Source organism: Porphyrobacter sp. ULC335 (assembly GCF_025917005.1).
In the GTDB taxonomy this organism is placed as follows: domain Bacteria; phylum Pseudomonadota; class Alphaproteobacteria; order Sphingomonadales; family Sphingomonadaceae; genus Erythrobacter.
Genome location: NZ_CP078091.1, coordinates 2,609,670 through 2,624,237 on the forward strand (window position 1 = coordinate 2,609,670; position 14,568 = coordinate 2,624,237).

The 14,568-nt window shown below is 65.4% G+C and carries 14 protein-coding genes; 7 read left to right on the plus strand and 7 right to left on the minus strand.

Annotation, left to right across the window (positions count from 1 at the left end; all coding sequences use genetic code 11):
- The first annotated feature begins 74 nt into the window (after positions 1 to 74).
- A complete protein-coding gene (locus KVF90_RS12440; protein ID WP_264391893.1) occupies positions 75 to 710 on the plus strand; it encodes a hypothetical protein in 636 nt (211 codons plus the stop codon).
- The gene (locus KVF90_RS12445; RefSeq protein ID WP_264391894.1) at positions 707 to 1,498 is read left to right on the plus strand and encodes a hydrolase 1, exosortase A system-associated; all 792 of its coding nucleotides are present in this window, start codon (positions 707 to 709) and stop codon (positions 1,496 to 1,498) included. Before KVF90_RS12440 ends, KVF90_RS12445 begins: the two co-directional genes overlap by 4 nt.
- On the opposite strand, the gene KVF90_RS12450 is transcribed toward KVF90_RS12445, so the two are convergent.
- The 6 genes from KVF90_RS12450 to KVF90_RS12475 form a co-directional block, all read right to left on the minus strand.
- Positions 1,495 to 2,691: a class I SAM-dependent RNA methyltransferase gene (locus KVF90_RS12450; RefSeq protein ID WP_264391895.1), complete on the minus strand. Its 1,197-nt coding sequence runs from the start codon at positions 2,689 to 2,691 to the stop codon at positions 1,495 to 1,497. The genes KVF90_RS12445 and KVF90_RS12450 overlap by 4 nt on opposite strands.
- Positions 2,688 to 4,079, minus strand: a complete 1,392-nt coding sequence (locus KVF90_RS12455; protein WP_413677032.1) for an NAD(P)H-hydrate epimerase — start codon at positions 4,077 to 4,079, stop codon at positions 2,688 to 2,690. Before KVF90_RS12455 ends, KVF90_RS12450 begins: the two co-directional genes overlap by 4 nt.
- Positions 4,069 to 4,428, minus strand: coding sequence for a hypothetical protein (locus KVF90_RS12460; RefSeq protein WP_264391897.1), 360 nt, complete (start codon positions 4,426 to 4,428; stop codon positions 4,069 to 4,071). Before KVF90_RS12460 ends, KVF90_RS12455 begins: the two co-directional genes overlap by 11 nt.
- A complete protein-coding gene (gene ilvD, locus KVF90_RS12465) occupies positions 4,409 to 6,130 on the minus strand; it encodes a dihydroxy-acid dehydratase (protein WP_264391898.1) in 1,722 nt (573 codons plus the stop codon). The genes KVF90_RS12460 and ilvD overlap by 20 nt, the downstream gene beginning before the upstream one ends.
- A gap of 42 nt (positions 6,131 to 6,172) precedes the next feature.
- Positions 6,173 to 6,889, minus strand: a complete 717-nt coding sequence (locus KVF90_RS12470; protein ID WP_264391899.1) for an N-formylglutamate amidohydrolase — start codon at positions 6,887 to 6,889, stop codon at positions 6,173 to 6,175.
- Between the two features lie 88 nt (positions 6,890 to 6,977).
- A complete protein-coding gene (locus KVF90_RS12475) occupies positions 6,978 to 7,817 on the minus strand; it encodes a 4-(cytidine 5'-diphospho)-2-C-methyl-D-erythritol kinase (protein WP_264391900.1) in 840 nt (279 codons plus the stop codon).
- 54 nt (positions 7,818 to 7,871) lie between these two features.
- Here KVF90_RS12475 and KVF90_RS12480 point away from each other — a divergent pair, with 54 nt between their 5' ends.
- Positions 7,872 to 8,180, plus strand: a complete 309-nt coding sequence (locus tag KVF90_RS12480) for a hypothetical protein (RefSeq protein ID WP_264391901.1) — start codon at positions 7,872 to 7,874, stop codon at positions 8,178 to 8,180.
- 238 nt (positions 8,181 to 8,418) lie between these two features.
- Here KVF90_RS12480 and KVF90_RS12485 read toward each other — a convergent pair whose 3' ends face one another.
- The gene (locus tag KVF90_RS12485) at positions 8,419 to 10,068 is read right to left on the minus strand and encodes an electron transfer flavoprotein-ubiquinone oxidoreductase (protein ID WP_264391902.1); all 1,650 of its coding nucleotides are present in this window, start codon (positions 10,066 to 10,068) and stop codon (positions 8,419 to 8,421) included.
- A gap of 127 nt (positions 10,069 to 10,195) precedes the next feature.
- Between KVF90_RS12485 and KVF90_RS12490 the strand changes: the two genes are divergently transcribed.
- From KVF90_RS12490 to KVF90_RS12505, 4 genes are all read left to right on the plus strand, one after another.
- Positions 10,196 to 11,005, plus strand: coding sequence for a hypothetical protein (locus tag KVF90_RS12490; protein ID WP_264391903.1), 810 nt, complete (start codon positions 10,196 to 10,198; stop codon positions 11,003 to 11,005).
- Positions 10,987 to 12,756 carry a lytic transglycosylase domain-containing protein gene (locus KVF90_RS12495; protein ID WP_264391904.1) on the plus strand — a complete coding sequence of 590 codons (1,770 nt, stop codon included), beginning with the start codon at positions 10,987 to 10,989 and terminating at the stop codon, positions 12,754 to 12,756. Before KVF90_RS12490 ends, KVF90_RS12495 begins: the two co-directional genes overlap by 19 nt.
- Before the next feature lie 12 nt (positions 12,757 to 12,768).
- Positions 12,769 to 13,299: a molybdenum cofactor biosynthesis protein B gene (gene moaB / locus KVF90_RS12500; protein ID WP_264391905.1), complete on the plus strand. Its 531-nt coding sequence runs from the start codon at positions 12,769 to 12,771 to the stop codon at positions 13,297 to 13,299.
- A 162-nt stretch (positions 13,300 to 13,461) separates the two neighbouring features.
- Positions 13,462 to 14,547 (plus strand): PA0069 family radical SAM protein, encoded by a 1,086-nt coding sequence (locus tag KVF90_RS12505; protein WP_264391906.1) that lies wholly within the window; start codon positions 13,462 to 13,464, stop codon positions 14,545 to 14,547.
- The last annotated feature ends 21 nt before the right edge of the window (positions 14,548 to 14,568 follow it).

Sequence of the window (14,568 nt, forward strand, 5' to 3'; positions counted from 1 at the left end):
CCCCTCCAGGCCCGCCTCGCGTGATTTCCACGTGGAACACACCCCCTCTTGAGGGCGCCCCGGCCGGAGAAGAATTGCTGCTCGCCCTTGATCGGGGCCGCGATGTCAGGGTGCTGGTCTGCCCCGCGTGGTTCGACGAGGCGAACAAGCTGCGGCGCTTCACGGTAGAGGTGATGCGGCGGCTGGATCGGGCGGGGATCGACAGTCTGCTCCCCGATCTGCCGGGGTGCAACGAGAGCCTTGCGCCTTTGCAAAATCAGACACTTGCAGGCTGGCGTTCGGCAATGGCAGAGGCCGGCTTGGTGCTCGGGGCGACCCATGTGCTGGCCATCCGCGCCGGAGCGCTGGTCGCACCGTCCGGGCTGCCGGGTTGGCACTATGCCGCACAGTCCGGCCCCAAAATGCTGCGCGGCATGATCCGCGCCCGCACCATCGCCGCGCGCGAGGCAGGAATTGCCGATAGTTCTGAAGCGCTTAATGCCGTTGGCCGATCGCATGGACTGGTGCTTGGCGGGTGGGACATCGGCCCCGCCATGTTCCGCGAACTCGAAAGGGCCGAGCCAAGCCTGGCCCCCGGACAGTCCGACATTGCCCAGAGTGCTATCGGCGGCCCCGGCCTCTGGCTGCGCGCCGAACCTGCCGAGGATGCCGGGCAAGCCGACCGGCTCGCGGCGCTGATCACCGAAAGTGTCGGGAAAACAGCGCGATGACCCGGCATTCTCTCACCTTCGGTTGCGGCAGCCTGACGCTGGCAGGGACGCTCGATACGGCGTCCGGCAGCACCGGCCTGCTGATTGTCAGCGGCGGCAACGAGATCCGCTCGGGCGCGTTCGGCGGACATGCAGGCATGGCCGCCCGGATCGCGGCGGCAGGCTATCCGGTGTTCCGCTTTGACCGCCGCGGCATAGGTGACAGCGAGGGCGAGAATCGCGGTTTTCGCCATTCGGACAAGGATATATCATCCGCACTTGATGCTTTCCGGGCAATGGCGCCGCAGGTTACGCGGGTGGTGGCTTTCGGCAATTGCGATGCTGCCTCGGCGCTGATGCTGGCTCGAGGGGCTGGATGCGATGGGCTGGTGCTATCGAACCCCTGGACAATCGAGCAGGACGAGAGCGGCGGTGCGGAAGATGGCGCCCCGCCCCCGGCCGCAATCCGTGCGCGCTATCTAGAAAAGCTCAAGAACCCGCGTGAAATCATGCGATTGATGGGCGGCGGAGTGGACTTCAGCAAGCTTGCGCGCGGCATGGCGCAAGCCCTGCGCCCCGCGCCTCCGCCTTCCAGTCTCGCCCGGGAGATGGCGGCGGGCCTGTCAGGATTCGCGGGCCCGGTGCGTATCCTGCTCGCAACAGCCGACCGCACGGCACAGGTGTTCGAGGCAGCATGGGACCGCAGCGATCCGCGCATCGGCCGCTGTGAAGGGGCAGGCCACGCCTATGTCGAACGCGCACACCGCGACTGGCTGGAAGCGCAAATCCTCGCCAGCTTAAAGGCTTAACGCTCGAACAGGCTCACCAGTTCGACATGGGTCGACCAGCGGAACTGGCCTACCGGACGCAGTTTCGAGAGCTTGAAACCCGCTCCGGCCAGCACCGCTGCATCGCGCGCCCAGCTTGATGGGTTGCAACTGACATAGACCACCCGCGACACAGTGCTTGCCGCGATTTCAGCAACTTGCGCCCGCGCTCCGGCACGCGGCGGGTCGAGCAGCACGGCGTCGAAACGGTTCAATTCGTCAGGCTGGAGCGGAGACCGGAACAGGTCGCGGTGCAGCGCCAGCACTGTTCCCCCCGCCCTCGGCCCGGCGGCCTTGCAGGCGAGGTGCGCGGCGCGCTCAGCCTCGACAGCCAGCACCTTGCGCCCGTCGCGAAGCCCAAACGCGAAGGTGCCAAGCCCCGCAAAGAGATCGACCACGATCCGCGCGCCCACGAACCATTCGGCGGCATCGGCGACCATGCGGTTCTCCGCATCCGCGGTGGCTTGCAGGAATGCGCCCGGCGGCAGGCCGACCGGCACGCCTGCCAGCGTCACCGTCACCGGCTCGGGCTCCCATACCGTCTCCGGACCGTAGCCCTGATCGAAAGAAAGCCGCGCAAGCGCTTGATCGCGTGCAAAATCCAGCGCCGCTTCAGTCGGGCCCAAGCCTTCGAGAGGGAATTGCGAGATGCTCGCCTCGACCCCCTGATCGGCCAAAGTCAGATCAATGCCCACCATGGCCTTGGGCCCATGCGCCGCCACAAACCGGCGCAAGGGCGGGATCAGTGCGGCCAGTCGCGGGTGAAGCACCGGGCATTCCGCCAGATCGACGACACGGTGCGACCCGCCCTCGCGATAGCCGAGCACCGCGCCCTTGGCCGTGCGAAGCCCGTGCAGCCCCGCGCGGCGGCGGGCATGGGGCGGGGAAAGGTGGACGGGAAGCAGTTCGCCCGGCTCCAGCCCCTGCCCCCGCGCGGCATGGACCACCCGGTCGCGCACAAAATCGGTCAGCGCGGCATCGTCGACATGCTGCAACAGACAGCCGCCACATGTGTTGAAATGGCGGCAGGCGGGCGCAATGTGGTGCGGGCCGGGCGTGATCGCGCCGCTCTCGTCCACCATGTCGCGCGGCACTGCCCCTGCGATGTGGCGGCCAGAGGCGGTCACGCCGTCGCCCTTGGCGGCGAGGCGGATAATGGGTTCAGGAAGGGTCACAGGCAGGCCGCTAGCGCCTCCGGCACCCTTTCGGCAAGCTGCGATGGCGTGAAGGCGGCTCCGGCCCGCCGCGCGGCCTCTCCGTGGAGCCACAGCGCCTCGCAAGCGGCGGTGAAGGGATCGGCGCCCGTCGCCATGCGGCTCGCCGCGATCCCCGCAAGCACATCGCCCGTCCCGGCGACCGAAAGCCAGCTCGTGGCAGGCGGAGCAAGCGCGAGGCGGCCGTCAGGCCCAGCCACCACACTGTCCGGCCCCTTGGCGAGCACAACCATCCCGCTCACTCTGGCAAGCGCCAGAGCCCGCTCGCGCCGCCCTTCCGCGATGATCCCGAAGCTGCGGCACAGGGTCTCAAGCTCGCCATCATGCGGGGTGGCGAGGATCGGCAGGTCACGGGCAAGCATGGAAGGCGCGAGAAGCATCAGCGCATCGGCATCGAGGACCAGCGCCGGGGCCTGCCGAAGCGCAGCCTTGAGCGAAGCCTGTGCCGCATCGTCCCGCCCCAGGCCCGGCCCGATCAGGACAGCGGCAAGGCGCGGATCGGCGAGCGCTTCGGCCAGCGGCGCGGTGTCGGTCACAACATCGGGCGGCGTGCGCGGGTCTGCCTCGCGGGCGAAGAGCTTCACATAGCCCGCCCCGGCGTGCTGCGCGGAGGCGGCAGCCAGCAGGCTCGCACCCGGCATAGCGCCAGTGACTATGCCGAGCAGCCCCCGCCGGTACTTGTGGCTGTCCGTCGCGGGCAGAGTGCAGCGCGGGCGCGCCACAAGCTGCGCTGCGCCTGCGACAGGTGCGATGCCGATCGGCACACACCGCAGCTGCCCCATCAGCTTGCGGCCCGGCAGGTTCCAATGCGCATACTTCCATGCGCCCAGCGCCAGGGTCAGGTCAAAGGCGGGCAGCCGCTCGTTGAGCACCGCTCCGCTGTCGCTAGCGACGCCCGAGGGGAGATCGACGGCGACCTTGAAGCGGTGACGGGCGGCCAGATCGCGCAGCAGCAGCGCGTGTTCAGCCACCAGCGGACGCGCAAGACCCGAACCGAACAGGCAATCGACGAACACATCGCCTTCCACCCCGCCCGAAGTGCTGACCGCCCCGCCCCAGCGCCGCTGCGCCTCCTTTGCGGCATCGGTGGCAGGATCAAGCGGCGCAACGACAGTCACCGCATTCCCCGCCTCGCGCAGGCGCCGGGCAATGACATATCCGTCTCCGCCGTTGTTACCGGGGCCGCACAGCACAGTGACCGCACGACCTGCGGCGACCCGGCGGATCCACTCGGCCGCACCGCCCGCGGCGGTCTCCATCAGGTCGGATACAGAGGTCCCCGCGTCGAACAGCGCCTGCTCGGCGGCGCGCATCTGGGCAGCGGTGAAGATCTGCGCGTCAGCCACCAGGTTTCGGCGCCATCAGGTCGGCTTGCAGCATGTATCTATCACCGCCGATGCCGATGGTCAGCGTGCTTTCGGCATATTCGACCCGCGCCTGCTCCGCCCCGTCGGCAGCCTCGAGCCAGCGTTCGTCTCCGGTGGCCCTTAGGCGATGGAACGAGCCGTCAGGGTTCCAAAGCACCACGAAACGGGTGCCACCCTCTGCCGAAACTTCGGCCGTGCATTGCGCGCTGAACTCATCCACGCCCGCAGGCGCGCAATCGACCTTCGTCCCCGGGGGCGGCGGGCTTTCCGGGGCGCCGCATGCCGGGAGCAGAACGAAGGCTGCCAGCGTGCTAGATATCCGCAAAGACATGGGTTTCCGCCTTGGCGCCGGGATGGGTGATCGCGCCATAGCGTGCCAAGCCGACGACCTGCTGGTATCGCCACAGGGCGCCCGACTGGTAGTTGTTGGTGCGCGGCTGCCACGCCTTGCGACGCTCGGCGAGCACATCCTCGGCCACTTCGAGTTCGATAGAGCCCGTCTCTGCGTTGATGCTGATGATGTCGCCATCTTCGACGAGGGCAATCGGACCGCAGTCCGCCGCTTCCGGGCAGACATGGCCGATGCAGAAGCCGCGCGTCGCGCCGGAGAACCGGCCATCGGTGATCAACGCCACCTTCTCGCCCATGCCGAGGCCATAGAGCGCAGCGGTGGTGGAAAGCATCTCGCGCATGCCGGGGCCGCCCTTGGGCCCTTCGTAGCGGATCACGATGACGCAGCCCTCGGCAATGTCGCGCTGTTCGACCGCGGCAAAGGCGTCTTCCTCGCAATCGAACACGCGCGCTGGGCCAGAGAACTCGAGCCGCGCCATCCCTGCGACCTTCACGATTGCGCCATCGGGGGCGAGCGAGCCCTTGAGGCCCACAACACCGCCGGTGGGCGTGATCGGGGTCTTCACATCGTAGAACACCTTCTGATCGGGGTTCCAGGTGATCTGTTCAAGGTTCTCGCCGATGGTCTTGCCGGTGACGGTGATCGGATTGGGATCGATAAACCCGCCGTCGAGCAACGTCTTCATTGCCATGTAGACCCCGCCCGCCTCGTGCATATCCTTGGCGACGTACTTACCACCCGGCTTGAGGTCTGCGATGTAAGGCGTTGATTTGAAAACTTCGGCAACGTCGAACAGATCGAAGTCTATGCCGCATTCGCTCGCCATCGCGGGCAGGTGGAGCGCCGCGTTGGTCGAACCGCCGGTGGCAGCGACGACGCGCGCGGCGTTCATGAAAGCCTCGCGCGTGCAGATGTCACGCGGGCGCAGGTTGAGCGCAATCAACTCCATCACCTGCTTGCCAGCGGCGACCGCGATATCATCGCGCGACCTGAACGGTGCGGGCGTCATGTTGCTGTTCGGCAACGACAATCCGATGGCTTCACCGACACAGGCCATGGTGTTGGCCGTGAACTGGCCGCCGCAGGCGCCATGGCCCGGGCAGGCGACCTTTTCGAGCGCGATCAGCTCGGTCAGGGGGCAATTTCCGGCGGCATATTGCCCGACCGCCTCGAACACATCGACCACGGTCACATCATTGCCACGGTGGGTGCCGGGGAGGATCGATCCGCCGTAAACGAAGATGCTCGGCACATTCAGCCGCAGCATCGCCATCATCATCCCCGGCAGGCTCTTGTCGCAGCCCGCAAAGCCGACAAGCGCGTCATAACAATGGCCGCGCACCGACACCTCGATCGAATCCGCAATGATCTCGCGGCTGATGAGCGAGGATTTCATGCCCTGGTGGCCCATCGCGATGCCATCGGTCACGGTGATGGTGTTGAACCGGCGCGGGGTGCCGCCGCCTGCGATCACGCCTTCGCGGCAGATATCGGCCTGCGCGTTCAGGGTGGTGTTGCACGGCGCCGAATCGTTGCCCGCACTCACCACGCCCACGAACGGCGCGGCGATCTCTTCCTCGGTCATGCCCATCGCGTAGTAATAGGAGCGGTGCGGCGCGCGCTCCGGCCCGACCGAAACGTGGCGGCTGGGGAGCTTCGACTTGTCAAACTTCTGCGACATAAGATTTCCCGATGAAGGCTATTTGTGAAATGTCCCCTGCCTTCAGGTGAGCGCCGACGCAACCCTTTGCGCAATATCTGCCAATATCGCGGCATATCGGGCTTGATCGGCGGGGGTCTGCATGAGGTCCTGCCGCAGCTCGATTCCGAGGTAGGGCCGCCCCGCCGCCTCGGCATGGCGGTTCATGGTGTAGTTCAGATCGCGGCCCGAATAGGGGAGGTTGTCGCCGACGTTCAGACCCTCGGCTTCGAGCAGCGGGATAGCGATGCGCGCGGCGCGATCATCGGTGTTGTAGAGCACGCCGACCTGCCATGGCCGCGGCTCGTCGCGACTGGCAAGGCGCGGGGTGAAGCTGTGGAGCGAGAGGATCAGCTTGGGCTCGGCAGCCGCCAGCCATTGGTCCAGTGCGCTGTGATAGGGGCGGTGGAACCGGCTCAGCCGCGCCTCGCGGTCCGCGCCGACATTGCCGGGGATCGGGTGGCCGTCGCTGGCTTCGGGGACGAGGCCGGGGGCGGTTTCCTCACGGTTGAGATCGCAGACGAGGCGGCTGACAGCGGCAATGTGGGCGGGGATGGCGTGGTCGCGGGCGAGGTGTTCAGCGATGGCCTCGGTGCCAATGTCGACCGCGATATGCTCGCCCAGCAGGTGCGCGGGGATGCCGAGGGCGATGTCTGCAGGCACGTGGTTCGAGGCATGGTCGGCAGTGCAGACGATCCCGCCGGGCGAAGGCGTGCCAAGTTGGCGGAAGGCTTCGCTCATGCCATCAACTCCGTTCGCGTCGAGCGTAGTCGAGAGGCCTGTGCGGGGTGTCTCGACTTCGCTCGACACGAACGGGAATGAGGATAGCTCACCGCAGCCGCCCTGCCATGGTCCACCACCCGGCAGGCATCGCCGCCGCCGCCGCATCGCGGGCTGCGGGGGTGTCGTAGAGCGCAAAACAGGTCGCGCCCGAGCCAGACATGCGGGCGAGCCAGGGATTGGTGTCTTGCAGGGCAGCGAGCACCTCGGCAATCACCGGACAGAGCGTGATGGCGGGGGCTTCGAGGTCGTTCCGCCCTTCGCTCGCGATCCGGCTCGCCGGACCTTCGGGGAGCGCCCCGCGATCCTGCCTATCCCAAGCTTTGAACACCGGCCCGGTCGACAGCGGCATGCGCGGATTCACCAGCAACACGGGGGTGCCGCGCACATCATCATCTGCTGGCATCGCAAGTTCCCAGCCCAACCCGGTGCCGATCCGGGTCATACTGACGATACAGGCCCCGATATCCGCGCCCAGATGGTTGCTGGCGATCACCAGTTCTTTCATGTCACCGTTGCGAACATAGTGCCGATCAAGCAGTCGGATCATTGCTGCGGCATCGGCTGATCCGCCGCCAATCCCGGCGGCCACGGGAAGGTTCTTTTCGAGACGAATGGCAAGCGGTGGGATCGGAGCCATTCCGGGCCGAACCATGCCGCGCATGAAGTTCAGCGCTTGGAGCACGAGATTGTCCGGCCCGTTGGAAAGCCCGTCGCCAAATTCGCCCGTGATTGTCAGGCTATCGGCGTCGGCCTCTGCGACCGTCAATTCATCGCCCGCATCGACGAAGGCGAACAGGGTCTCAAGCTCATGATACCCGTCCTCCCGCCGCCTGCGGACATGCAGCGCGAGGTTGATCTTGGCGTAGGCGGTTTCGGTGAGGGTCATTAATTGTCTCAGCTCTAGGGCTGGTTACCCTCGGAAACGGGAGGACATATATGGATGATTGGAGAAGAACTGCACGAGGTCTTCCAAATCCTCGCGACCACCCTCAAGCGTCATCGATTTTCTTGGCCATTTGCTTTGCAAGGACCAGAACTTCTCGAAAAAATAGATCGTCAATACGGGGTGACCGCTCGCAAAGTGCAAAGTCCAATAATCGATTTCATTGCACCTTGCTGGCTCACGCCTAAGCGCAGGATGGAACTCGATTTGATCGCCGTCTGCACGAACATCTGGTTCGCTGTTGATCATTTTCCAAAAGGCGGCGATGCCAACCGTAATGCACCAAACAGCAAACATCATCATTAGTATAGTGAAAGCAGTCCATCCTATCGTCTGCTCGATTAGCTTGATGAGCGCGCCTCCTCGTCGGATACGTGTTCCCAAAAAGTCACTTTCAGATACCCACAGCGGGAGCGCAAGCGTGCTACAGCCTATTACAAATAGAATGAGACCCGTAATCGGACCATCCGGAGATCTGTAGATTGCATGATCTTCCACTAATCACCTGCTAAGTGGTTGAGAAGTTTGCTATAGTAATCTTACCTCACATATTCGGATAGTTCGGCCCGCCGCCGCCTTCCGGCGTCACCCAGTTGATGTTCTGGTTGGGGTCCTTGATGTCGCAGGTCTTGCAGTGGACGCAGTTCTGGGAGTTGATCTGGAACTTGGGCTCGCCGGTCTTTTCGTCGGTCAGCCATTCGTAGACGCCCGCCGGGCAATACCGCGCGGAAGGACCGCCGAACACGGCCAGCTCGCTGTCCTTCTGCAATTCCCAATCCTTCACCTGAAGGTGGCAGGGCTGGTCCTCGGCGTGGTTGGTGTAGCTGTAGGCGACGTTGGTGAGGCGGTCGAAGGTGATCACGCCATCGGGCTTGGGGTAATCGATCTTCGGGTAAAGATCGGCGCGGCCGGTATTGGTGTAATCGGCATGGTGCTTCATCGAAATCGGCAGGCCGATCTTCAGCGTGCGCATCCACATGTCGATGCCCGCCAGCACCGTGCCGATATCGCCGCCGAACTTGGCGACCGCAGGCTCGGCGTTCTGGACGAGCTTCAGTTCGGTCGCGATCCAGCTGGAGCGAACGGCTGCGTCGTAATCCATCAGCTCGGTCTTTTCCTGACCCGCCGCGATGGCCGCCGCGATGCTTTCAGCCGCCAGCATCCCGCTCTTCATCGCGGTGTGGCTGCCCTTGATGCGGGGGACGTTCACAAAGCCCGCCGCGCAGCCGATCAGCGCGCCGCCGGGGAAGGCGAGCTTGGGCACCGATTGCCAGCCGCCCTCGTTGATCACGCGCGCGCCGTAGCTGACACGCTTGCCGCCTTCGAGATATTCGCGGATCGCCGGATGGTTCTTCCAGCGTTGGAACTCCTGATAGGGCGAGACCCAGGGGTTCTTGTAATCGAGCGCGGTCACGAAGCCCAACGCCACCTGACCGTTTGCCTGATGGTAGAGGAAGCCCCCGCCCCAGCTGTCGCTCTCGGTCAGCGGCCAGCCCTGCGTGTGGATAACGCGGCCCGGCTTGTGCTTCTTGGGATCGATATCCCACAATTCCTTGATGCCAAGGCCATAGACCTGCGGCTGGCAATTCGCCTCAAGGTCATACTTCGCCTTCATCCGCTTGGTCAGGTTGCCGCGCGCGCCTTCGGCAAAGACGGTGTACTTGGCGTGGATCTCCATGCCGGGGGTGTAATCGCCCTTGTGGCTGCCATCGGCGGCGACGCCCATGTCCTGGGTGATGACACCGGCGACGCGGCCATCCTCGTCGATCATCACGTCCGCAGCGGGGAAGCCGGGGAATACCATCACGCCCAGCCCCTCGGCCTGTTCGGCAAGCCAGCGCGTCAGATTGCCGAGCGATCCGGTGTAGCAGCCGTGGTTGCTCATCAGCGGAGGCATGACAGCGTGGGGGATCGAGGTCTTGCCCCCCTTGGAAAGCACCCAGTGCCAGTTATCGGTCACCGGCGTCTGGGCCATCGGGCAGCCCATATCGCGCCATTCGGGCAGCAGCTCGTCCAAGGCCTTGGGATCGACCACCGCGCCCGACAGGATGTGCGCGCCGATTTCCGAGCCCTTCTCGAGCACGATCACTTCCAGCTCGGCATTGATCTGCTTCAGACGGATCGCCGCGGAGAGACCTGCCGGGCCACCGCCGACGATCACGACGTCGCAGGGCATTGATTCACGTTCGCTCATCGCGCTTTTCCTGATCCTTGTTGGTATTTGCCGCGCGCGCCGCACAGCCTGACGATATGCTTCATCCGTTCACTTGCTAACGGGGGCGGGGACAGTCAAGACCCGCGTTAGATAGCATGACCCAGCCATGAGCCGCCCGGACCTGACCTTAGCGCGAGAATTCGAGGCGGCGCTTGCCTGGTGGCAGGCGGCGGGGGTCGATTGCGACTTCACCGATGACGCTACGGCGTGGTTGGCCGACAAGCCTCTGGATAAAGCTCCGGCGGCAAACGGAGGCAGTGCCGCAGCGCCGCGCAAACCCTCTGCAACGCCAGCAGCAGGCGGCCAAAGCAAACTCCTCAGCGCACCCGTTTCGCCCGTCGCTGCGGAAGCGCCGACAGTCCCGCGCCGCGCTCTACTCGGCGATTCGCCGCCCGCCAATCTTGCCGCCTTCCAGCAATGGTGGATGGAAGCTCCTGATCTCGACACGGCGCGCAGCTTTGCCCGGATTATGCCGCGCGGGCCGGAAGGTGCGGCGCTGATGGTGCTGGTCCCCCACCCTGAGCCGCAGGACAGTGATCGGCTGCTGTCCGGCCCGCAGGGGCGTCTCCTCGACAATATCCTCGCCGCGATGGGTCTTGATGGCGACGCGGTCTACATTGCCTCAGCACTTCCCTCGCACACCCCGATGGCGGATCTCGGCGCGCTGGCGGCGGGCGGGATGGATGCGGTGACGGTGCATCATGTCGGTCTGGTCGCTCCGGCCTGCGTGCTTGCCATGGGCAACGGCCTTGCCGCGATGCTCGGCGCGTCGCCTGACCAGCCATTACGTGAAATTAACCATGCCGGTCGCAATACTCCGGCAATCGCGAGCGAGACGCTCGATGCCCTCATGGAAATGCCCCGGCTCAAGGCCCGGTTCTGGCGGAGATGGATGGAATGGTCGGCCATAAACTGATGCGCGCAGGCACGGCGCTGGCGGCGGTGGTGCTGGCGGTGGCCGGGCTCCACGCGCCTGCCGCGGCGCAAGCGGGCGATCTGGTGGCCCGCTGGAACGGGGCAAGCGCCAGCGAACGCGTGGTCGGCACGGTTCTCACGGCCGAAGAACGCGCCCTCTACCGCCAGCTGTTCGCCGCGATCGATACCGAGCAATGGAGCACTGTCGAAAGCCTGCTCGCCCAGCGCCCTGATGGCGTGCTGACCCAGGCGGCGCTCGCCGAATATTACACCCACGCCAAAAGCCCCAAGGTCTCCGCCGAGCAGATCGCTGCATGGTTCGCCGCTGGCGTCGAACTGCCGCAGGCCGATCAGCTCGCCCGCATGGGCGCCAAGCGCGGCATGACCGCGCTCCCTGCCCTGCCCGGCGAACAGGGCTTTGCGCGCCAGCCCTACGCGCCCAAGCGCATTCTCCCGCGCAGCGTGAATGATGGCACCATGCCATCTGCCACCGCGAGCGCCATTCTCGAAGCGATCAAGGCCGATAACCCCACTGAGGCCCAGCGCCTGCTCGCCGAGATTGATCCGATGCTGTCCAGCGACGCCCGTGCCGAATGGCGCCAGCGTGTATCCTGGAGCCACTATATCGAGAACAATGATGTGGCCGCGCTGGAACTGGCGCGCACCGTGGCCGAAGGCTCGGGCGAATGGGTGGCCGAGGGCGCTTGGGTCGAAGGGCTCGCATCATGGCGGATGGGCTATTGTCAGCTCGCCAGCGAGGCCTTCGGAAGGGTTGCCGACCGCGCTTCCAATGTCGAGCTTGCCGCCGCCGGGCATTACTGGGCATCGCGCGCCGCGGTGCGCTGCCGCGAGCCGGGGCAGGCGCAGCACCATCTCAGCGCAGCGGCCCAGATGCACGAAACGCTGTACGGGATGCTCGCCGCCGACCAGCTCGGCATCGAACTGCCCGCCCATGCCGCGCCGGTCCCCATGACCCGCGACGACTGGGCCCAGCTTTCGCAGCGCAGCAACGTCCGCGTGGCGACGGCGCTGATGGAGATCGGCCGCCCCGCACTGGCGGACGAAGTGCTGCGTTACGAGGCCAAGATCGGGCCCGCTTACCAGTTCAGCGCCCTGTCGCGTCTTGCGCGGGAACTTGGCCTGCCCTCGACCCAATTGTTCATGGCGCACAACGCGCCCTATGGCACCACCAGCGATCCTTCGCTGCGCTTCCCCGTCGCCCATTGGCAGCCGGTTGGCGGTTGGCAGGTCGATCCGGCGCTGGCCTTTGCCCATGCGCTGCAGGAATCGAACTTCCGCGCTGCCGCGGTCAGCCCTGCCAATGCCCGCGGGCTGATGCAGATCATGCCCGGCACCGCGCGCGATCATTCGGGCCGCCTCAGCCTCGGCGCGAGCTACGAGGACTTGAATGATCCGCAGGTCAACCTCGCCTATGGCCAGCGCCATCTGGAAATGCTGCGTGACAGCCCGGCGACCGGCGGCGCGCTGCCCAAGATCATGGCGGCCTACAACGCGGGCCTCACACCGGTCGGGCGCTGGAACAGCGAGATCAACGACCAGAACGATCCGCTGCTCTGGATGGAATCGATCCCCTATTGGGAAACGCGCGGCTATGTCGCGATCGTGATGCGCAATTACTGGATGTATGAGCGCGCCGCCGGGGTGCAATCGCCCAGCCGCCGCGCGCTTGCCCAAGGCCGCTGGCCGGAGTTTCCGCAGGCTGCTATGCGCTCCGCAAGGCTGGAGCCATAGGGAGCGGACAGAGTGGCGATTGACGAGACGCGGACCTTCAAGCCGATCAACATTGCCGTCCTGACCGTATCCGACACCCGCACGCCGGAGACGGACACCTCGGGCGATATTCTGGCTGAGCGGGTGACCGCTGCGGGGCATACTCTGGCCGCCCGCGTGATCGTGAAGGATGACGCGGCTTTGCTCGCCGCTCAGTTCGAGGCGTGGATCGACGATCCCGCCATAGACGCGGTGGTCAGCACCGGCGGCACAGGCCTGACCGGCCGCGACGTCACCCCCGAAGCGCTGGCCATGATCGCAGGTGCCCGCGACATTCCCGGCTTTGGCGAGCTGTTCCGCTGGCTCAGCTTCAAGTCCATCGGCACCAGCACCGTCCAGTCCCGCGCCTGCGCGGTGGTGGCGCGGGGGACGTATATCTTCTGCCTGCCCGGATCGAACGGCGCGGTGAAGGACGGCTGGGACGGGATTCTGGCCGAGCAGCTGGACAGCCGCAACCGGCCCTGCAACTTCGTCGAGCTGATGCCGCGATTGAAGGAAGTCTGATCTTCCCTTCGTCATCCCGGTGAAAGCCGGGACCTGGGGCGGCATAGTGCACGGTTTGTCCGCGCCAGCCCCTCTCTAGACCCCCTCCAGACCCCCCTAGCCCAGCTTTGACCCCGTATTGCGAGGCCGTTTTGCCTTGGCAAGCCGCCTTTTGTTCCGTAAATGTTCCACGTGAAACATTCTCCGGTCAAAGGTCGCGGCGCACAATCGGCATCAGTCCCCACCCGCTTCGGGTTGGCGGAGCGCGAAGTCGATGGCGACTGGCGGGACTATGTGGAAACGCTCGACGGACCCCCGGTCAAACTGCGCACGACGGTGATCGAGGAGCGGCCCAAGTCGATCCTCACCTTCAACCAGTCGCCCGATGTGCCCTTCGACCGCTCGATCAACGCCTATCGCGGCTGCGAGCATGGCTGCGTCTATTGCTTCGCGCGCCCCACCCACGCCTATCACGACCTCTCACCCGGATTGGACTTCGAGACCAAGCTTTTCGCCAAGCCCGACGCCGCCGAACTGCTGCGCAAGACATTGGCGAAGAAAGGTTATCAGCCGAAACCCATTGCAATGGGAACCAACACCGATCCCTACCAGCCGATCGAGCGTGACTACCGGATCACCCGTGCAATCCTCGAAGTGTGCCTCGAAACGCGGCACCCCGTCACCATCACGACCAAGTCCGACCGGTTGCTCGATGACGCTGACCTGCTGGAGGCACTGGCGCGGGAGAAGCTGGTGGCGGTGTCGATTTCGGTGACCACGCTTGATCCGGCGCTGTCAGGCAAGCTGGAACCGCGCTGCGCTGCGCCTGCCAAACGCTTGGTAGCGCTGGAGAAACTGGTGGGGCTTGGCGTGCCTGTGCATTCCTCGATCTCCCCCATCATCCCGGCGATCACCGATGAGTTTATCGAAGACATCATCGCCCGCATTGCCGAACTGGGCGTTAAGAGCGTCAACTGGATTCCCCTGCGCCTCCCTCACGAAGTCGCGCCGCTGTTCCGCGAGTGGCTGGCAGTCCACTACCCCGACCGCGCCGCCAAAGTGATGGGGATTGTGCGCGAGATGCGCGGGGGCCGTGACAATGATCCCAACTTCCACAGCCGCTTCAACCCGCAAGGCGTCTGGCCCGACCTGATCCGCGCGCGGTTCAAGGTGGCATGCAAGCGGGCCGGGATCGGGAAGGCGAGGTTCGAGCTGGATTGCTCGCGGTTCTGCGCGCCGGAGGTGGGTGGGCAATTGCGGTTGCTGTGATTATGCGAATGTTGAGGGCCG